This window comes from Brevibacterium sp. LS14 (assembly GCF_012027885.1).
GTDB lineage: Bacteria > Actinomycetota > Actinomycetes > Actinomycetales > Brevibacteriaceae > Brevibacterium > Brevibacterium casei.
The window spans coordinates 22,553-40,541 of record NZ_SJXG01000049.1; the positions used below are offsets into that span (position 1 = coordinate 22,553).

Below are 17,989 nucleotides of genomic sequence, written 5' to 3' on the forward strand. Positions count from 1 at the left end.
TGAACTGCTGGTCGTGATCGAACTGATGCGCCGGCGTCAGGAGCGCACGAGGCGGGCGATGGCCTCGGACGCCTCGCCGAGCCTCTGCTCGCTCACTGGTCCGCCGGCGAGTGCGGCGTCGAGGACACAATGCTTGAGGTGATCGTCGAGCAGGCCGAGGGCGACATTTTCGAGTGCCCTGGTGACTGCGGAGATCTGGGTGAGGATGTCGATGCAGTAGCGGTCCTCGTCGACCATCCGATCGATGCCGCGGATTTGGCCTTCGAGGCGCCGCAGACGATTGCGGTACTTCGTCTTATCGCTGATGTATCCGTGGACGGACGCGTCGCCGTCGCCTCCTGCGGGGCAGGTGTCGAGGTGGGTTTCGGTGGTGGGAGTCGTAGTGGTCATGTCGGTTCGCTCCGATCAGGTGGCGGGGTGCCGCAGCGGTGCCGCGGCACCCCGCACGCTGGTGGATTACGCCATGTTGGCGGCGTACTTGGCCGGGTCCGAATCGAACGCAGGCCCACAACCAGCGCAGCAGAAGTAGTAGCGCTCATCCTCGAAGTCGCGGTAGAGGCCGACGGCCTCGGCGGTCTTCTTGCTGACCGGGGTGCCGACCATGACCGGGCAGGTGGTCATGTCATCGGCGCCCCCGCCAAGAAGGTTCTCGCGTCCACCGTTCTCCACGGCCGGGTTGGTCTCGTTCGTGCTGCAGCAGCTGCTCATTCTCTGGTGTTCCTTCGTTATTGGATTCGTGTGGATGGGTGGGTTCTCGTACGTCACTTCGAGGCGACGCTCGTGAACCCGCGCAGGCGGAGGCTGTTGCCGACGACGAAGACGCTGGAGAACGCCATCGCCGCACCTGCGAGCATGGGGTTGAGCATGCCGAGCGCAGCGACCGGGATCGCGGCGGTGTTGTAGGCGAATGCCCAGAACAGGTTGGTCTTGATCGTCGACAGGGTCTTCCTGGACAGGCGGATCGCGTCGACGGCGGCCCGCAGGTCACCGCGCACGAGCGTGATGTCGGAGGCCTCGATCGCGACGTCCGTGCCGGTGCCCATCGCCAGGCCCAGATCAGCCTGCGCGAGCGCGGGGGCGTCGTTGACGCCGTCGCCGACCATCGCGACGATCTTGCCCTCTTCCTGGAGGCGAGTGACGACGTCGACCTTGTCCTTGGGTAGCACTTCGGCGATGACCTCGTCGATGCCGACCTCGGACGCGATCTGGCGGGCCACGGCCTCGTTGTCACCGGTGAGCAGCACCGGGGTCAGGCCGATCTCCTTGAGCCCGCGGATCGCCTCGGCGCTCGTGGGCTTGACGGTGTCGGCGACGACGAGGATGCCGCGCGCAGCACCGTCCCAGCCGATCGCGACGACCGTCTTGCCCTCGCCCTCGGCCTGGGCCTTCGCCTGTGCGACCTCCGGAGAGAGCTTCTGCGACCAGTCCGCCAGCAGAGACTCGCGGCCGACGACGACCGGGGTCCCCTCGACGATGCCCTGCACGCCCTTGCCCTCGACATTGGCGAAGTCCTCTGGAGTAGGCAGCTGGCCGACTTCCTGGGTCGCGCCCTTGGCGATCGCCTGCGCAATCGGATGCTCCGAAGAGTCTTCCAGTGCACCGGCGAAACGCAGCAGCTCCGCACGATCCACACCGGGCTCAGTGATCACGTCGGTCAGAGTCATCTTGCCGCTGGTGACGGTGCCGGTCTTATCGAGCACGACGGTGTCGACCTTGCGAGTGGACTCCAGCACCTCCGGGCCCTTGATGAGGACGCCCATCTGCGCACCGCGCCCGGTGCCGACGAGCAACGCGGTCGGGGTCGCCAGACCCAGCGCGCAGGGGCAGGCGATGACGAGCACAGCGACCGCTGCGGTGAACGCGGCAGCGACGGGGAACCCGCCTCCCAGCCAGGCGCCGAGGGTGATGAACGCGACGACGATGACGATCGGCACGAAGATGCCGGAGATACGATCGGCCAGACGCTGCACCTCGGCCTTGCCGGTCTGCGCGTCCTCGACGAGCTTCGCCATCTGTGCGAGCTGTGTGTCCGAACCCACACGAGTCGCCCGCACGACCAGGCGGCCGCCGGCGTTGACGGTGGCACCGGTGACCGAGTCGCCCTCGCGGACCTCGACCGGCACGGACTCGCCGGTGAGCATCGAGGCGTCCACCGCGGAGGAGCCGGAGGTCACGAGACCGTCGGTGGCGATCTTCTCGCCTGGACGGACGATGAACTCGTCGCCGACCGCCAGCTCAGAGGTGGGGATCTTCACCTCTACGCCGTCGCGGAGTACGGCGACTTCCTTCGCGCCCAACTCCAGGAGGGCGCGCAGCGCGGCCCCGGCCTGGCGCTTGGATCGCTTCTCGAAGTAGCGGCCGGCGAGGATGAACATCGTCACGCCCGCGCCGACTTCGAGATAAATGTTCGCCGCGCCATCCGACGGAGCGATCGTGAACTCGAAGGGGTGCGTCATGCCGGGAGTGCCGGCAGTGCCGAGGAAGAGCGCATAGAGCGACCACAGCAGCGCGACGGAGGTACCCATCGAGATGAGCGTGTCCATCGTCGCCGCACCGTGCTTGAGGTTCGTCCACGCCGCCTTGTGGAACGGCCAAGCTCCCCAGATGATCACCGGTGCGGCCAGGGCGAGTGAGGCCCACTGCCAATACGTGAACTGCAGCGCGGGGATCATCGCCATCGCGATCACGGGAACAGTGAGCACGATCGCGCCGATCAGCCGATGCCGCAGCGAGGTGAGCTCACTGTCTTCCTCCTCCCCGGCCTCGGTCTCCGACATGTTCGCCGTAGTGTCCTTGGGCTTGGGCAGTGCGGCCGTGTACCCGGTCTTCTCGACCTCGGCGACCAGCAGTGACGGATCGTAGCCGGCAGGCACGGTGACCTTAGCCTTCTCAGTGGCGTAGTTGACGGTGGCCGCGACGCCATCGAGCTTGTTCAGCTTCTTCTCGATCCGGTTCGCGCAGGAGGCGCAGGTCATCCCGCCGATCTCCAACTCGATGTCCGGCCCACCCGTTGGGGGCGCTGATGTGCTCATCCTCTTCCTTCTTTCTCAGCTCTCGTGCGACGCCAAGCCCTGCGGGTCAGTGGCCGTCGGAATGCGAATCGTCTGTCTTCGAGCCGTCACCGTGCTCGGCGTCGATCACGAACTCGGCGGTGTGCACCTGCCCGTCGACCTGGAAGTCCAGGTAGAGCAGGTAACGGTCGGCGGTCGGGGCCTCCGCTGCGAATCGGATCTCGGGTCCGGCCGTGTCCCCGGCCTGGGGCTCGTCGCCCTCGGCGTGGACGTGCAGGTAGGCGAGGTCACCCTCGCGCAGCGCCACCAGGTGGCCGAACGCGCCCAGGTAAGGCTCCAGCGTGGTCACCGGCTGACCGTCACGCTCGACCGAGATGGTGAGCTCGCTTGAGGTGCCCGCAGTGAGGTCGCCGTTGAGGGAGACGGTGTATCCGTCGACCTCGTCGGTGGTCTGCGCCTCGGTCTCGACAGGGGTGAAGTCGCCCGCGACCTCGATTGCGCGGGTGAGAGTGATGCCTTCGGCTTCCTCGCCCGCGGGTGTGAAGTCGGCGTACACGCGGTAGGTGCCCGCCTCGTCCCAGGTCCACGGCACCGACCAGGTGCCTGTGCTCGTGTCGAGTTCGGGGTGCACGTGCTGGAAACCGGCGCCGTCGGTGCGCACGGCGATCAGATGCAGGTCCTTCTCGTGCGCGGTGGTGTACTCGGTCACCGGTTCGCCGGACTCGTCGAGGATCTGGAAGCTCAGGTCTCCATCCTCGCCTGCGGCCGTGGGGGCCTGGACCGGAGAGAGCACGAAGCCGTCCGCGCTTGCGGAGACCCCGTTCAGAGCGGGCTCCGCGGTTTCCTGCGCAGCGTCGCCGTGCCCTTCACCGTGTGCGTTCACGTTACTTCCTTCTGCCCATGCTGCTGCGAAGCTATCGGGAATGACGGCGCCGGCGAGGCCGAAGGCCCCGCCAAACGCCACCACCAACCCGGCCCCGTAGAGCGCGAGCCGTCCTCCGGCCTTCATCAGACGCGCACCGCCGAGTAGCCGGCCTCCTCGACCGCCGCGAGGACCTTGGCGTCGTCGATCTCACCCTCGGCGGTGACGTTGAGCTTGCCGGTCTGCGCGCTGACTTGGATGTCCTGGACGCCGGGGATCTCGCTGACCTCCTCGCGGATCGACATCTCGCAGTGGCCGCAGGTCATGCCCGTCACCTGGTAATCGTTCGAAGCCATCAGGTATCCTCCTTGCATGTCGGTAGTACCCCTACCGGGTACGTGTACAAGTCAACGCTATACCCCTGTCAGGTATTCCGCAAGGAGGGAGGCGATCGTGTGAGCTGCATCGCGCAAGTGCTGCAAACGATGGTTGGAGCGTCCGAGGTGTGCCTTGTGGTGCACCGATGCTGCGGGGCGATCCGCTGGGTTTTGTCGATGCGCGTCGGAGAGTAGTGACCCCTCGGCTCATCAGAACCGTGGACTGCCTTGCCGCATCGACGAAGGCAGCGAAGACTGGTACGAAACCGACTCCCGCCCCACAGCGATCATGCGCTATTGCTGTTGGTTCGGAACTGGCGAGCTCGTCCGGCTCCACAGGCGTTCGAGATTAGTGAGCGGATCAGACAAGAGCCAGCAAGAGTGCGCGGCCACGCCAGAGGCAGCGAGGCACTCCTGTGATGCACATTGGCGTAGCCCGCTGGTCGCCCAGACGCTTGCCGTCCACCGGCCTGTCGGCCCGGTGGTTTACGACTGCCTCAACATCTTGTTCATTAGGTCGGGCTCGGCAATCATGTTCAGCGAGTTCGGTCGTCAGCCGGTCAGCGTGGGCGATGCGATCCTTCTCGGCCCGAACGTATTGTTCAGCTGCGAGCCCGAGTGCCAAGTGTCGGTGACGTCGATCCGTGTCGATACCGATTTCGCTCTCGATCAGTTCTTCTGGCAGCACTCTGCGGTGCTGCACGATCGGCTTGACGCCCCCGGTTTCGCGGAGAAGATCTACTCTGAACCAGCGCAGATCCTGCGACTCGGCAGAGATCGGGCCGGGATGGTTGTGCCGTGGATTGATGAGATGGTCGCGCTCAGCGTTGAGAGACGGTTCCGAGAGAGATTCAACCGACTCCAGGCACTCTGGTTCGCTGTCATGGATGTGCTCGGACGATTCATCCAGGTCTCGCCTGCGAGGCTGACACCATTGCAGCGTGCACGCGCGCGTCCAGTGCTGCCGCGCAGTCGCAGGTTAGCCCCTCTCCGTCCGGAGGCGCTGCTGGCACGGGAGGCACTGCATGAAAACGTCGCCTATAGGTGGACACTCCACGAGCTGTCCGAGAGGGTGCGGCTCTCCCCGCAGCAATTGACCCGTGTGTTCGTCGATGCCTTCGGGAAGACCCCGATCGCGTATCTGACGATGCTTCGCGTGCAGGAGATGGCCAGGCTGCTGCGCGAGTCCGATCTTTCTGTCGCAGCAGTAGGTCGTTGCGTCGGCTGGTCCAGCCGTTCACGGGCGACGGAGGCATTCATCGAGCACGTCGGGCTCAGCCCGAGTCGCTACCGCTCCATGCGCCCGGTTGTCGCGGATAGATAGCAGCAGAGTCGTCCGGGAAATCATCACTTCGTCCGGCGTCCGACCGGACTCAGCTGCTTCCAGCCCTACGCAGGCTCTGAGGCTGATACGCCAGTAGGTCCACGTCAGGTGCCGCCCGTGTCCTGACGGCCAACCTACCGACTGTTCCGTTCGCTGACCGTCTGACTCGCCGGAAGCTCCTGGCTCACCTCGCTGGTGCAAGGCCAGCCGCGACCTCGCGGCTGGCCTGCCGAGAGGAGGCCGACGATGGCGACGAGGGAGGAAGCCCGCCAACAGCGGGAAGCGAAGCTCGACGAGCTCCACGAGAAGCTCACCGGTGCCGTCGAACGGCTGGTCACCGGTGAGAACTGGGCCGATGCGATGCGGTTCGCTGCCCGGTTCCGGTCGCGGAGCTTCAACAACGTCTGCCTGATCTGGGAGCAGCACCAGGCCGCATTCGAGGCCGGCGGGGTGCCCGAACCGTTCCCCACCCTGGTCGCGGGATACAAGCAGTGGCAGCAGCTGGGCCGACAGGTCGAGAAGGGCCAGGCCGGGTATCAGATCCTCGCCCCGGTCACTGGCAGGTTCGCCTCGACGAACCCGGCCGATCCGGACTCCTGGCGGCGTCTGAACCGGGGTGAGAAGCCGAAGCCCGGTGAGGTCGTGCGCTCCCGCATGGTCGGCGTGCGCCCGGCCTACGTCTGGGACGCCTCCCAGACCAGTGGCGATCCGATCCCCGAACGGCCAGCGCCACGGCTGCTCGCTGGCGAAGCCCCCGAAGGTCTGCGCGAGGGTCTGGCGGAGCAGGTCACGGCGGAGGGGTTCGAGCTGCTGTGGGTGCCGCACGAGGGCATGATCGGCGGCGCGAACGGGCTGACGAACTACTCGACCCGGCAAGTCGCCGTGCGCACGAACATGGACGACGCCGCGCAGGTGAAGACTCTCGCCCACGAGCTCGGGCATGTGCTGATGCATGGGCCGGACCAGGAGGAGGCGCGGCAGCATCGCGGGATCGGTGAGGTCGAGGCCGAATCGGTGGCGCTGATGATCGGCGCCGCCCACGGCATGGACACCACGGGCTACACGATCCCGTACGTGGCCGGGTGGGCGGCGAACGTCGACGGGAAGAACCCGGTCGAGGTCGTGCAGGCCGCCGGTGAGCGCATCCGCAAGACCGCGCTCAGCATCCTCGACGGCCTCGACACGAACCAGGTGCCCGACGGCACACCGCCCGGGCTGGAACGCGACGGCCCGGCCCCGAAGAGCCCACGGCAGGACACGCCCGGTCGGCAAGTGGCGCCGTTGCCGGCGCCGGAGCGGGCCGCTGCGGTCGTGTTGGGGCGGGGGCTGTGATGTCCGAGAGCAGGTTTACTCGGGCGGTCCGGCAGATGGATGCGTCCTGGCCGCTGGGGCGGGCCGCGATGGTGTTCGCGCAGTCCGGGGTGCCGGTGTTCCCGTGCGCGCCGGAGGGCAAGCAGCCAATCACCCGACGCGGCTTCCACGACGCCACCACCGACCCGGCGCAGGTGGAGGCCTGGTGGCGCAGGTTCCCGGCGGCGAACATCGGCATGCCCACCGGCCGAGCCTCGGGCGTCTCCGTGGTGGATGTCGATGTGCACGGCGTCAACGGCTTCGACGCGATCCGCGCCGCGCGGCGGGAGGGGCTGGTGCATGGCTGGGAGACGATGGTGCGCTCACCGACCGGCGGCCTGCACATCTACTTCCCGGCCGCCGACAGTGAACAGCCGTCGTGGCAGGCCGGCCGTGCCGGGGTGGATTTCCGTGGGGATCGCGGCTACATCATCGTCCCGCCCTCGCGCCGCCAGATCGACGGCGAGAGCGTGCTCTACCGCCCCACCTCGTTCGCCCCCACCGACGGGCGGGCGCTGGATGCGCAGCGCCTGCGGGAGTTTCTCACCCCGCCCCGGCCCCGCCCGAAGACCGGCCCGATCTCGGATGCAGGGGCGATGGTGGATGCGGGTCGGATGGCGTCCTGGCTGAGCGGGCAGTCCACGGATCGCAATCTCAAGCTGTTCTGGGCCGCCTGCCGCCTCGCCGAGGGCAATGTGCCGGTCTCCGAGGCGCTGGATGCGTTTGCGAGCGTGGAGCAGCCGGATTTCGGGCAGCGGGAGATCACTCGCACCGTCGAGTCCGCCTACCGCACCATCACCACCGGTGTCGGCACCTCGACCCGGGCCGAGTCCGTGCCGGAGAGATTCGGGCCGGTGCCGGCTGCGACGCGGGCGGGCCGGGGGCTGTGATGGGCGGGCTGTCGGGGCGGCGATGGGCGGTGGTCGCGGCCGCGTCGGGGACGGTGCTGATCGGCGGCGGCGCGTTCTGGCTGAGCTTCGTCGCTCTGGCCGATCTCGCGGTGCGCTCGGGCATCACCAGGAACCAGGCGTGGATCTGGCCGCTCTTGGTGGACGGGCTGATCGTGGTCGCGACCGTCGCGGTCGTCGCCCTCGACGGGCATCGGGCGGCCTGGTACCCGTGGGTGCTGCTGATCGCCGGGGCGCTGATGTCGGTGAGCGCGAACGCCGCGCACGCCCTCGTCGCCGCTGACGCCTCCGTGCCGGGCCTGCTCGCGGCCATCGTCGCCGCGGTCCCGCCGCTCGTGCTGCTGGCCTCCACGCATCTGACGACGGTCCTGACCCGCTCCACCAGAACCCCGGTCCCCACGCCGATCACCCCCACCCCGGAGTCAGGATCGGCGCTGGAGGTCTCCGAGACCGCTGGCGCGCAGGCACAGGCCGCACCGCTCCTTCTGCCGGAGCTTCCCGAGCGGCCACGTTCGGCCACGGGCATCGCGGTAGCGACAACGCCGGCCCCGGCCGCCAAGGTGCTGGGCGAGCAGACAGAGCCTGACCGATCGGATGTGCCCGTGCTGGAGGCGGTGGCCGAAACCCCATCGGCTGAGCCCGACCCGCCAACGTTGGCAGGTGCTGGGCGGCGGGAACGGGCGGCAGTGCTGCGGGGGCGGGGCTGGTCGAACAAGGCGATCGCGCGCGAACTCGGCGTGCACGCCTCGACCGTCGGCCGCTGGTTCCCCCGCACCGATCCCGCGCCCGCCGCAGACCAGGAGACCTCGGCAGTGCCCGAGCACCACAACGAATCAGATGAGGAGAAGGAGCAGAAATCATGAACCCCTACGAGCAGGACAACCCCGGCAGGCAGGACACGCCCCCGCCGGAGACGACCCGCCCTGACCGGGCGGAGACACCGGGTGCTCCGGAGGCGATCCAAGCCGCCGACGTCACCCGCACAACCGGTGCCAAGACTGAGACTGCGGATGTTGATCCGGCACTGCGCAAGGCGCGCGGGGTTGACTGGGTACGCACCTCGGACCTGATGGCGAGAGGCACCGGGCAGATCTCACGCCTGGCGATCGACTTCGAGGCGAACCTCGCACACAAGGCCCACGACGGCCTCGCCCGCGGCGTCACGCGCCTGGGTGCAAAGGAGCGTGAGCTGCCCCCGATCTCGGCGTTCGGCCGCAGTACGAGCCGTGACGGGGCCGGGCGCGGCCCGGTCGGAATGAACTGAGGTGACCGGCCATGACCACGACCATGCCCGGCGCCGAACGCCGAGCACCAGGTGTCGGAGAAGGCGAGTGCACCTGCCTGCCAGGAGGTGCCGAACCCATGACGACCACGACTCACACAGGTTCCCCGCAGCGGGGGCCTGAGAACTACACGACCAGCGCCGGGCTGCGTGCCCTGCTGGCCCGGCTCCACGCGGCCGGGCCCGGGGCATGGGCGCGGGACCCGGTCGCCGGCGAGCTGATGCAGTATGCGGCGCAGAAGTACGCCGCGCTGGCGCGCAAGCACTCGTTGGACCCGTGGGAGGCCGCCAGCGCCGCGTTCGATGTGATGCGCACCCGCTCCGCCCGGGAGGCGATCGACCCGTGGGGCGTGGTCACGCACGCGGTGCGGATCACCTGCATCGCCGAGGAGCGCGCCCAGGGGCTGCTGTGCTCGACCCATCAGGCCCGCCGCCCGCACATCTCCGCGTTCCACGACGCCGAGCGAATCTCCGACAGGGAGACGCCGCTGTCGGAGTATCACCCCGCGTTCCAGGTCACCGACCCCGAACCCGATCCCGACGGCACCGGAGACGCCGGAGACGGTGACGGTGGCGGTGGTGGTGTGGTGGGGGTGGCGATGTCGGCGTCGTCGGCGGCTGAGGACGCGATCGCGCTGGTGACGATGCTCGGCTGGGAGCCCGCGACCGCGCGGGCGTCGGTGGAGCACATCTGCGGGGCGCTGGCGAAGGCCGGGGCGCGGCATACCGCGTTCGAGACCCTGCGACGTGACCAGCACGCCCGCGCGCTGCTGGATCTGCCGGGCCGGTCCTGGACCGGGCTGCTCAAGGCGCTGCTGGGCAACCCGCACCCGGCGCTGGCGGCGACCAGCGCGGGCCGCGGGGTGCTGCTGCGGCTGCTGATCGGCGAGACGATCCCGATGCTGCTGCGCGATGACGATCTCGTGCTCACCATCTGCCTGGCCGCCCCACGACAGGCCCGGAAGTAACCGGGGACCACGAAGAGAGGACTGAGAGGGGTGAGTGGTGATGAGTATCGAACTGCAACGCACCGTGGAGTCGATTCAGGTCGGTGCCCGTCATCGCGCCGACCTCGGCGATATCCAGGCTCTGGCTGACTCGATCCGCGAGCACGGCCTGTTGCAACCGATCACGGTCACCCCCGAAGGGGTGCTGGTGTGCGGGCGACGCCGGCTGGAAGCGATCCGGCTGCTGCACTGGCGCACGGTCAGCGTGTGGGTGCGATCGGGTGTCTCGACCCGGTTGGGGCATCTGCTGGCCGAGCAGGACGAGAATGCGCACCGCAAGCCGCTCAACCAGCTGGAGGCCGCCGCCCTGTACCGCGAGCTCAAGCAGCTCATGACCGAGGACGCCCAGCGCCGCGATGTCGTAACCCGCTTCTCGGCGGAGAATCAGCCCGGTGCTGACGGGGGTGCCAAATTGGCACCCCCGTCAGGGGGTGTCGGTGGGAGGAGCCGCGCGCAGGCCGCGCGGATGGTCACCGGCCGCGCCTCGTACACGACGCTGGAGAAGATCTCGGCGATCCAGGCCATGGCCGAGAACCCCGAGAATCCCGAGGCGCTGCGCGAGCAGGCGACGACGGAGCTTGCGGGGATCGAGGCCGGCGGGCCGGTCGACCCCGCCTATCAGCGCCTGCGCGGCCAGGTCGAGCAAGCGGACGCCTCTCGCCAGGCGTCGCTGCGCGCGATGGCCCAAGAGGCCGTCGCCCGTGTCACCGCCGCTGGACGCAGCAAGCCCCGCACGCACACCTCGGCCCGGCCGGCGGTGGTGCCGGGGCGGTGGCCGGTGACGGCGTTCGTGCAGACCTGGACCTCCCTGGCGGAATGGTGGACCCACTACGACGTGGACGAGCTCGCCCGCGAACTCACCGAGGAGCAGGCCGGCATCTTCCTCGACGTCGCCGACGGCACCAGCGCCTTCGCCGCCCGCCTGCGCATCTCCCTCGACACCACCGGCCACGACGTCGAGACGACAACCGAGGAGCCCCGTACCGACGAGGACACCGGCCCCGGCGCTGATGCTGAATCAGGCGAGAGCGTCTCTCGGCAGCATCTGCGTGCTCTGTGACCGGGTGCGTGCACCTGGGCGGCATGAAGACTTTCGCTGACTCCCGCCCGCGCACCCGCCTGATCGTCCTGCTCGCCGCCGGCCTGGTGATCGTGCTCCTGGCCGGCATCGGGATCTACGGCCTGATCCTCGGCCCCGACACCAGCCCACCCCACGACCGTGACCCCGAGCCGGGCGCGTCGTCGAGTCCGGTCGAGTCCGGCACGCCACGGCCGGGGCGGATCGCTGCGGTGGTCGGGTCCGGGGACCCTGAGGAGTTCGCCCGCAACGTCGCGACGGCGGTGTTCGCCTGGGATACCGGGTCGGGGCTGATGCCGCTGGACTACACGAGCGTGCTGATGGAGGTCGCCGACCCGACCGGCACCGAGCAGGCCGGCCTCGCCTCCGATATCGCCGCCTATCTGCCCACGCGGGAGGCATGGGTCGAGCTGCGCCAGTACGCCACCACCCAGCACCTGGAGATCACCGATGCGTTCGTGCCCGGAGCGTGGGCGACCGCGCAGGAGCAGGCGCAGCCGGGGCAGCTGGTGGAGGGGACGACGGCGATCACGATCGAAGGCGTCCGCCACCGTGCCGGGGTGTGGAACGACGAACCCGTCGACTCCGCGCACGAGGTGGCGTTCACCGTGTTCGTGGTCTGCGAGCCCGCCTACGACACCTGTCATCTGCTGCGGCTGTCCGAGCTGGACAACCCCCTGCGCTGACCCGAGAGGTCTGGGGAGAAAGGAGGGGCGTGGTGCTCAAGAAGCTCGCTATCGGACTGCTCGCACTGGCGCTGGTAGCACCGTTCCTGTCGATGGTCGGGATCGGGCTGCTGATGAACCCCGCCGCGACCTGGGCCTGCACCGTGCCCGGCGGCGGACTGCAAGTCGGCGAGGTGCCCGACGAGCTCGCCGTCGAAACGCGCGATGGGGAGTCGTTCACGCTGAACAAGAAGCAACTCACGCACGCGGCCACGATCATCGAGACCGGCTCCGGCGTCGAGGGCGTGAACCGTGACGGACTCCAGATCGCGCTGATGGCCGCACTGACCGAGTCGACCCTGCGGCAGCTGTCGAACACGAGCGTCTACCCGGAGTCAGCGGACTACCCGAACGATGGCGATGGCAGCGACAACGACAGCCTGGGGTTGTTCCAGATGCGCCCGCAGGCCGGGTGGGGGTCGGTCGCAGAGCTGATGGCCCCCGAGTATCAGGCGCGAGCGTTCTTCGGCGGCCCGGACGGCCCGAACCATCCCTCGCCGCGCGGGCTGCTGGACATCCCCGGCTGGCAAGACATGGGCAAAGGCGAGGCCGCCCAAGCCGTGGAGGTCTCGGCGTTCCCCGACCGGTACGAGAACTACAGCCCCGTCGCCGTCACGATCCTCGACACCCTCCTCGGCACCACAGGCACGAACGTCGAAACTGACCCTGGTGTGGTGCCTGCTGTGGCCGGGGCGGCGGAGTCTTCGCGGGTGGTGTTCCCTCTGCCCGAGGGCACGTGGACGGCGACCGACCCGTACGGGCCGCGCACCCACCCGATCACCGGGGAGCAGTCCTTCCACACCGGCAGCGACTTCGCCGCCCCGGACGGCACGCCCATCCTCGCCGCCGCCGACGGCACGGTCACCGTCGCCGAGTACACCGATGCGTGGGGCGGGAAGGTCGTCATCGAACATCAGGTCGGCGGCGAGCAGGTCGCCACCGGGTACATCCATTCCTGGGCCGACGGCATCCACGTCGAGGCCGGCGATAGGGTGCGGGCCGGGCAGCACATCGCCGACGTCGGCTCCTCGGGCCAGTCCACCGGCCCGCACTTGCACCTTGAGGTCTATGTCGGGGGCACCGGCGGTGAGCACACCGACCCCGCCGCCTGGCTGAACGCCCACGACGCCGCGGACCTGCCCGAGGCCGAGACCGGCCCACCGGCCGGCGACTGCGACCCCGACAGCAATGGGCCTGGTGGGGAGCCTGACCCTGCCCCGGCCGGTGACCCGGATGAGCTGGTCGACGACCCGACCAGTAACGGGCAGATCACCCGCCGCACCCTGCACCTGTATCAGCAGACGATCGCGGCGTTCCCCGAGACGACCTGGTCGTGCTACTCGCCACGGCCGGGCACGGTCTCGGAGCACCCGCTGGGTCGGGCCTGCGATATCGCGTTCGGCAACGCCATCGGGCAGATGCCCACGCCCGCGCAGATCGAGGCGGGCTGGGAAGTCACGAACTGGATGAAAGACCACGCCGAGACCCTCGGAGTCGACTACCTCATCTGGCAGGACAAGATCTGGTCCCTCGCCCGTGACGACGAGGGCTGGCGCGACTACACGCGCGGCACCGATATCACCACGAGGCATCAAGACCACCTCCACGTCACCCTCGCCGATTCGGGTGGTGGGGCCTGATGGACGTGTTCCCCGATTTCGAGGGCCTGGGCGGCATCGGCGACCTGGAAGAGGTCATCGGCGCCCTGTTGACGTTCGTGCTCATCATCGCGGTGCTGATGCTCATTATTTCCGGCATCGTCTGGGCGATCGCGTCTGCGTCCGGGAACTACGCCGCCGCCGGCAAGGCCCGCACCGGCGTGCTCGTCGCCCTCGGGGCGGCGATCCTCGCCGGCGCCGGGGTCGCGTGGATGAACTGGTTGATCGGCATCGGCCAACAACTCTGAACCCCTGCGCTGAAGCTGCTGCGCCCGCCCCCGGTCTTGTGGGGGCGGGCGCTGCTGCGTGTCTGGCGGGGTCGGGTGCACCTGGTCGAGAGAACACCTCTGTCTCATCTGTCGAAGGAGCGCCCTGCCATGACCATCACGACCCTCGCCACCTGGACCCTCGCCCGCTTGGCGATGCTCCCGATGCAGATCGACATCGACCCCAACGACTCGGGGCTGCCCGGCATCGACCAGCTGCGCACCATCGTCGGTGCCGTCATGACCGTCGGCCTCATCCTGTCCGTCCTCGCGCTGATCGTCTCGGCGATCGTGTGGGGCTTCGGCTCCAACTCCAGCAACCCCCACCTGGCCGGCCGCGGCAAGATCGGCGTCTTGATCTCCTGCGGTGCGGCGGTGATCTGCGGTGCCGCGGTCACGCTGATCAATTTCTTCTGGGGCGTCGGCCAGGCCGTCTGAACCCGCCTATCTGTGTGAGGGAGGTCTGTGATGGCGCTGTGCGATGTTCCCGTCATCTCCACGGTCTGCGACTCCGCCGGTGAAGCGGCCGCGTCGCTGATCGCCGCCCCGTTCGACTGGTTCGCGCAGGCCGTCGGCGGGGCGGCGGGCTGGCTGATCGAGGCCATGTGGACAGTGTTCGACACGACCACGCTGGTCGACGTCACCCAAGAGGGGTACGTGTCGGTGTACAACCTGCTGTTCGGGATCGGCGTGTTCATCGTGCTGATCTTCTTCTGCTTCCAGCTCATCCTCGGCCTGATCCGCCGCGACCCCACCGCGCTGTCCCGCGCCGCCCTCGGGGCCGGCAAGGCCGTGCTCGGCTCCTTCGTGGTTATCACCCTGGCCGCGCTCGCGCTGGAGATCACCGACCAGTTGACCATCGGGATCATCCAAGCCGCCGGCGAGACCACGGCCACGATGGGCGACAAGATCATCCTGCTGGCCGCCGGACTGACCGCCATCAACATCTCCGCCCCCGGTGTCGGGGCGATCGTGACGATCTTCCTCGGCGGGCTCATGGTCGCCGCGGTCGCGATCGTGTGGTTCTCGCTGCTGATCCGCAAGGCTCTGCTGCTGATCGCGATCGTGCTCGCCCCGCTCGCGTTCGCTGGTGCGGCGTGGGATGCCACCCGCGGGTGGATCGGGAAGTGGGCGGCGTTCGTACTCGCCCTCATCATCTCCAAGCTGGTGCTCGTGGTGGTGTTCCTCATCGCGATCACCCAGATGGCAACCCCCATCGAGGCGGACCTGACGGCGATCACCGAGCCAATCACCGGCATCGTCATGCTCGCGATCGCCGCCTTCGCCCCCTACATGGTCTACCGGGTCATCGCGTTCCTCGGCTTCGACCTCTACAACACCATGGGATCGGAACAAGAAGCCAAGAACGCCATGAACCGACCCGTCCCGGTGCCCGGCACACCGCAAGGCGAAGGCCCGAAGAAGATCCTCGACACCAACGGCAACGGCGGCGGAGGAGGTGGGGGCGGGGGTGACGAACCGCCCCCACCCGGAGGCGGAAACCCACCCGGCGGAGGCGGCGGCGGTGGGGGCACGCCGCCACCACCAGGCGGCGGAGCAGGTGCCGGAGCAGGTGCGGGCGGTGCGGGCGCCGGCGGTTCGGCGGCCGGTGCGGGAGCTGCCGCGGGACCGGTCGCGGCGGTGGTCATCGGCGCGGAGGTCGCGAAGAAGGCCGCGACGGCCGGCCCCGAGGCCGGCAAGCAGATCGGCGCCCAGGCCGAGGCCGCCACCGACGGCGCCAACCAGAACACCGGCAACACCAACACCAGCGGGAACGGTGAGAGCGGTGGGAGTGGGCCGGGCGCGCAGGCACCGCCGCGCAGCACCCCGCAGCCGAACCTGCCGACCGGCCCGAAGCCCGACGACGGGCCCAGTAAGCCGCCGACCGGTGGGAAGGAGTGATCCTCGTGAGCAACAAGCACAGCGCCGAAGAAGCGCGTACGGGCACCGACCTGGTGCCGGTGAAATTCAGCAGATTGACTCGCCGCGGCATCTTGCTGGGATTGTCCGCGACCCAGCTGGCGACCCTCGCCGTCGGAGTGCTGTCCCTGGTGGGCGCGTTCTACGCCGGCGGGATGCTCATCGCCTACACCGCCCCGATCTGGGTGTCCTCGATCGTGCTGACCTGGATGCCCGTCGCCGGGCGCCCGGTCGTGGAATGGGTGCCCGTGGCCGCCTGGTGGCTGTGGCGGACCACCGGCGGACAGTTGGCCTACCGGCGCCGCATCGTCGCTCCGAGGCCGGCGGGCACGCTCGCGCTGCCCGGTGACATGGCGCGGCTGCGCGAGCACGTCGACCCGCAGAGCGGGGCGGGCATGATCCACGACCCTCACCAGGCGACGCTGACGGTGGTGTGCGAGATCCGCCATCCCGCGTTCGTGCTCCTCGATCCCGGCGAGCAGGCCCGCCGGGTCTCCTCCTGGGGGCGGGTGCTGGCCAGCGTCTGCCTGTCCGGGCGGATCGCGACCGTGCAGGTGCTGGAGCGCACCCTGCCGGACTCGGGCACGGGCCTGGCCGAATGGTGGGCCGCCCACGGCAGCCAGGACGACTCCTTCGCATCGAGGACGTATGCCGAGCTGATCGAGCGCGCCGGGCCCGCCGGGGAGCGTCACGCCACCACGATCAGCCTCAGCCTGGATATGAAGACGGCGGCCCGGCAGATCCGGACCGCCGGCGGCGGGCTGCGGGGCGCGGCCGCGGTGCTGCGCCAGGAGATGAGCACACTGACCGCGGCGCTGCGCTCGGCGGACCTGACCCCTGCCGGGTGGCTGAGCCCGGGGCAGATCGCCGTGATCCTGCGCAGCGCCTACGACCCGGCCGTCGCCGCGACCCTGGAGCGGCACGGGGAGATCGGCCAGTCGCTGGCCACCGCCGGCCCGGTCGCGGTGACCGAGACCTGGACGAGGCTGCGCACCGATACCGGCTACCACGTCGTGCTCTGGATCAGCGAGTGGCCCCGCTCGATGGTGTATCCGGGGTTCCTCGCCCCGCTGGTGCTCTCCTCAGGGATCGGGCGATCCCTGTCGCTGCTCTACACCCCGCTGCGCACCGATCAGGCTGCCCGTGACATCCGCAAGAAGAAGGTCGAGCACATCTCCGATGCCGCGCAGCGCCGCCGGATCGGACAGATCGAGGACGCCGCCCAGACCGCCGAATACACCGACGTGCTCCAGCAGGAAGCTGACCTAACCGCCGGGCACGGCGTGCTGCGCGTGACCGGTCTGGTCGCCGTCTCGGCGCCCACCATCGAGGAACTGGACGCCGCGGTCGCCGCGGTCGAGCAGGCCGCCATCCAGGCCTCCTGCGAAACCCGCCGCCTCGTCGGCCAGCAGGCCGCCGCGTTCACAGCCGCGGCCTTGCCCCTGACCCGGCCCGTATGAGCCGGCTCAGTTGTCCTTCGGGGGCTTCTCCTGTGCTAGGAGTTGGGAGAAGTGCGCGTCGTTTGGGGCGATATCTGGTCGGAGCCAGTGCATGACCTGATACGTGTTGTTCACCAACATGAAGCCGTCCGACGCCATCGCACCGGCGGAGAAGACAACCTGATCATCTCCGAGCGCGTCCAGCAATTCGGCGTTGTCATCGCCATGGACGAGGTCACCGTAGAGGAACATACGTGCGATCTCGTTGTCCCAGGCATTGACACGAACCCCGGCTGCTTCTGGGTCGATCGGGGCCTGCATAATCCGCATTCGGCGAGGCGGGTACTGCGCCCAGTTCTCACGCAACTGTGTCAAATGCTCAGAGACATTGGTGGCGTCCGCCGGCCGAAAGTACTCCAACGCGGCAAGAACCGTTACCCATGCGAGCCGGTCGCCCTTCTTCGTGAGCGTGAGTGGACGGATCAGTGTGAGTGCGTAAGCCACCTGCTCTTTGGGAGGAATGACCTGGCGAATGCCTGCCAGAGACGACTGGCCTGTGGCTTGATCGACAACGAAGTTCATGTGCAGCTGTTGCCCCAGGTTCATCGCATCGTCACGACGTGCGAGCTCGCACGAGAAGAGCTCTTCCGCTCGGCGTTTGAACAGTCGCAGGGTCTGAGTGTGCCTCGCTGCGAGCTGATCGCTGGCCCTATCCTCACCGCTCATGTGCTCCTCCGGCTGGTTCGTGCTCTGAATGCGTACCTCTCGATCACCACAGTCAA

Annotated in this window: 19 protein-coding genes; 13 read left to right on the plus strand and 6 right to left on the minus strand. The window is 68.7% G+C overall.

Features of this window, described 5'->3' with window-relative positions:
- Nucleotides 1–36 precede the first annotated feature (36 nt).
- The 5 genes from EZE58_RS09525 to EZE58_RS09545 all read right to left on the minus strand — a co-directional run bounded on the left by EZE58_RS09525 (nt 37) and on the right by EZE58_RS09545 (nt 4,229).
- Entirely contained in the window at nt 37–390 is a 354-nt protein-coding gene (locus tag EZE58_RS09525) for a metal-sensitive transcriptional regulator (RefSeq protein ID WP_006214162.1), read from the minus strand.
- A gap of 66 nt (nt 391–456) precedes the next feature.
- On the minus strand, nt 457–708 hold the full coding sequence (locus EZE58_RS09530; protein ID WP_167560391.1) for a YHS domain-containing protein: 252 nt from the start codon (nt 706–708) through the stop codon (nt 457–459).
- 53 nt (nt 709–761) lie between these two features.
- A complete protein-coding gene (locus EZE58_RS09535; protein ID WP_167560393.1) occupies nt 762–3,032 on the minus strand; it encodes a heavy metal translocating P-type ATPase in 2,271 nt (756 codons plus the stop codon).
- 46 nt (nt 3,033–3,078) lie between these two features.
- The gene (locus EZE58_RS09540) at nt 3,079–4,020 is read right to left on the minus strand and encodes a hypothetical protein (protein WP_040560308.1); all 942 of its coding nucleotides are present in this window, start codon (nt 4,018–4,020) and stop codon (nt 3,079–3,081) included.
- Nucleotides 4,020–4,229 carry a heavy metal-associated domain-containing protein gene (locus tag EZE58_RS09545; RefSeq protein WP_006213359.1) on the minus strand — a complete coding sequence of 70 codons (210 nt, stop codon included), beginning with the start codon at nt 4,227–4,229 and terminating at the stop codon, nt 4,020–4,022. Before EZE58_RS09545 ends, EZE58_RS09540 begins: the two co-directional genes overlap by 1 nt.
- Before the next feature lie 553 nt (nt 4,230–4,782).
- Between EZE58_RS09545 and EZE58_RS09550 the strand changes: the two genes are divergently transcribed.
- The 13 genes from EZE58_RS09550 (at nt 4,783) to EZE58_RS09610 (ending at nt 17,228) form a co-directional block, all read left to right on the plus strand.
- Nucleotides 4,783–5,574 carry a helix-turn-helix transcriptional regulator gene (locus tag EZE58_RS09550; protein ID WP_240941237.1) on the plus strand — a complete coding sequence of 264 codons (792 nt, stop codon included), beginning with the start codon at nt 4,783–4,785 and terminating at the stop codon, nt 5,572–5,574.
- A 246-nt stretch (nt 5,575–5,820) separates the two neighbouring features.
- Complete coding sequence (locus EZE58_RS09555) at nt 5,821–6,906, plus strand: ArdC-like ssDNA-binding domain-containing protein (RefSeq protein ID WP_167560395.1); 1,086 nt, start codon at nt 5,821–5,823, stop codon at nt 6,904–6,906.
- 35 nt (nt 6,907–6,941) lie between these two features.
- Nucleotides 6,942–7,814, plus strand: a complete 873-nt coding sequence (locus EZE58_RS09560; RefSeq protein ID WP_100244604.1) for a bifunctional DNA primase/polymerase — start codon at nt 6,942–6,944, stop codon at nt 7,812–7,814.
- Nucleotides 7,814–8,695 (plus strand): DUF2637 domain-containing protein, encoded by an 882-nt coding sequence (locus EZE58_RS09565; protein ID WP_205772204.1) that lies wholly within the window; start codon nt 7,814–7,816, stop codon nt 8,693–8,695. Before EZE58_RS09560 ends, EZE58_RS09565 begins: the two co-directional genes overlap by 1 nt.
- On the plus strand, nt 8,692–9,096 hold the full coding sequence (locus EZE58_RS09570) for a hypothetical protein (protein ID WP_167560397.1): 405 nt from the start codon (nt 8,692–8,694) through the stop codon (nt 9,094–9,096). Before EZE58_RS09565 ends, EZE58_RS09570 begins: the two co-directional genes overlap by 4 nt.
- Nucleotides 9,097–9,194: 98 nt before the next feature.
- Nucleotides 9,195–10,082, plus strand: coding sequence for a hypothetical protein (locus EZE58_RS09575; protein ID WP_040560311.1), 888 nt, complete (start codon nt 9,195–9,197; stop codon nt 10,080–10,082).
- A gap of 40 nt (nt 10,083–10,122) precedes the next feature.
- Nucleotides 10,123–11,181: a ParB N-terminal domain-containing protein gene (locus EZE58_RS09580; RefSeq protein WP_167560399.1), complete on the plus strand. Its 1,059-nt coding sequence runs from the start codon at nt 10,123–10,125 to the stop codon at nt 11,179–11,181.
- Between the two features lie 23 nt (nt 11,182–11,204).
- The gene (locus EZE58_RS09585; protein ID WP_167560510.1) at nt 11,205–11,885 is read left to right on the plus strand and encodes a hypothetical protein; all 681 of its coding nucleotides are present in this window, start codon (nt 11,205–11,207) and stop codon (nt 11,883–11,885) included.
- A gap of 32 nt (nt 11,886–11,917) precedes the next feature.
- Complete coding sequence (locus tag EZE58_RS09590) at nt 11,918–13,564, plus strand: M23 family metallopeptidase (protein WP_167560401.1); 1,647 nt, start codon at nt 11,918–11,920, stop codon at nt 13,562–13,564.
- Nucleotides 13,564–13,830 carry a DUF6112 family protein gene (locus EZE58_RS09595; protein WP_167560403.1) on the plus strand — a complete coding sequence of 89 codons (267 nt, stop codon included), beginning with the start codon at nt 13,564–13,566 and terminating at the stop codon, nt 13,828–13,830. The genes EZE58_RS09590 and EZE58_RS09595 overlap by 1 nt, the downstream gene beginning before the upstream one ends.
- Before the next feature lie 129 nt (nt 13,831–13,959).
- Complete coding sequence (locus tag EZE58_RS09600) at nt 13,960–14,286, plus strand: DUF6112 family protein (RefSeq protein WP_006213370.1); 327 nt, start codon at nt 13,960–13,962, stop codon at nt 14,284–14,286.
- 30 nt (nt 14,287–14,316) lie between these two features.
- Nucleotides 14,317–15,750, plus strand: a complete 1,434-nt coding sequence (locus EZE58_RS09605; RefSeq protein ID WP_167560405.1) for a type IV secretion system protein — start codon at nt 14,317–14,319, stop codon at nt 15,748–15,750.
- Nucleotides 15,751–15,755: 5 nt separating this feature from the next.
- Entirely contained in the window at nt 15,756–17,228 is a 1,473-nt protein-coding gene (locus EZE58_RS09610) for a PrgI family protein (RefSeq protein WP_167560407.1), read from the plus strand.
- Nucleotides 17,229–17,234: 6 nt separating this feature from the next.
- Here EZE58_RS09610 and EZE58_RS09615 read toward each other — a convergent pair whose 3' ends face one another.
- Nucleotides 17,235–17,933, minus strand: a complete 699-nt coding sequence (locus EZE58_RS09615) for a hypothetical protein (protein ID WP_040560313.1) — start codon at nt 17,931–17,933, stop codon at nt 17,235–17,237.
- Nucleotides 17,934–17,989 lie beyond the last annotated feature (56 nt).

Excerpts from the sequence above, each read along its gene's own strand:
- EZE58_RS09525 (WP_006214162.1), bottom strand. The coding sequence starts at position 390 with ATGACCACTACGACTCCCACCACCGAAACCCACCTCGACACCTGCCCC.
- EZE58_RS09530 (WP_167560391.1), bottom strand. The coding sequence starts at position 708 with ATGAGCAGCTGCTGCAGCACGAACGAGACCAACCCGGCCGTGGAGAAC.
- EZE58_RS09535 (WP_167560393.1), bottom strand. The coding sequence starts at position 3,032 with ATGAGCACATCAGCGCCCCCAACGGGTGGGCCGGACATCGAGTTGGAG.
- EZE58_RS09540 (WP_040560308.1), bottom strand. The coding sequence starts at position 4,020 with ATGAAGGCCGGAGGACGGCTCGCGCTCTACGGGGCCGGGTTGGTGGTG.
- EZE58_RS09545 (WP_006213359.1), bottom strand. The coding sequence starts at position 4,229 with ATGGCTTCGAACGATTACCAGGTGACGGGCATGACCTGCGGCCACTGC.
- EZE58_RS09550 (WP_240941237.1), top strand. The coding sequence starts at position 4,783 with ATGTTCAGCGAGTTCGGTCGTCAGCCGGTCAGCGTGGGCGATGCGATC.
- EZE58_RS09555 (WP_167560395.1), top strand. The coding sequence starts at position 5,821 with ATGGCGACGAGGGAGGAAGCCCGCCAACAGCGGGAAGCGAAGCTCGAC.
- EZE58_RS09560 (WP_100244604.1), top strand. The coding sequence starts at position 6,942 with ATGGATGCGTCCTGGCCGCTGGGGCGGGCCGCGATGGTGTTCGCGCAG.
- EZE58_RS09565 (WP_205772204.1), top strand. The coding sequence starts at position 7,814 with ATGGGCGGGCTGTCGGGGCGGCGATGGGCGGTGGTCGCGGCCGCGTCG.
- EZE58_RS09570 (WP_167560397.1), top strand. The coding sequence starts at position 8,692 with ATGAACCCCTACGAGCAGGACAACCCCGGCAGGCAGGACACGCCCCCG.
- EZE58_RS09575 (WP_040560311.1), top strand. The coding sequence starts at position 9,195 with ATGACGACCACGACTCACACAGGTTCCCCGCAGCGGGGGCCTGAGAAC.
- EZE58_RS09580 (WP_167560399.1), top strand. The coding sequence starts at position 10,123 with ATGAGTATCGAACTGCAACGCACCGTGGAGTCGATTCAGGTCGGTGCC.
- EZE58_RS09585 (WP_167560510.1), top strand. The coding sequence starts at position 11,205 with ATGAAGACTTTCGCTGACTCCCGCCCGCGCACCCGCCTGATCGTCCTG.
- EZE58_RS09595 (WP_167560403.1), top strand. The coding sequence starts at position 13,564 with ATGGACGTGTTCCCCGATTTCGAGGGCCTGGGCGGCATCGGCGACCTG.
- EZE58_RS09600 (WP_006213370.1), top strand. The coding sequence starts at position 13,960 with ATGACCATCACGACCCTCGCCACCTGGACCCTCGCCCGCTTGGCGATG.
- EZE58_RS09605 (WP_167560405.1), top strand. The coding sequence starts at position 14,317 with ATGGCGCTGTGCGATGTTCCCGTCATCTCCACGGTCTGCGACTCCGCC.
- EZE58_RS09615 (WP_040560313.1), bottom strand. The coding sequence starts at position 17,933 with ATGAGCGGTGAGGATAGGGCCAGCGATCAGCTCGCAGCGAGGCACACT.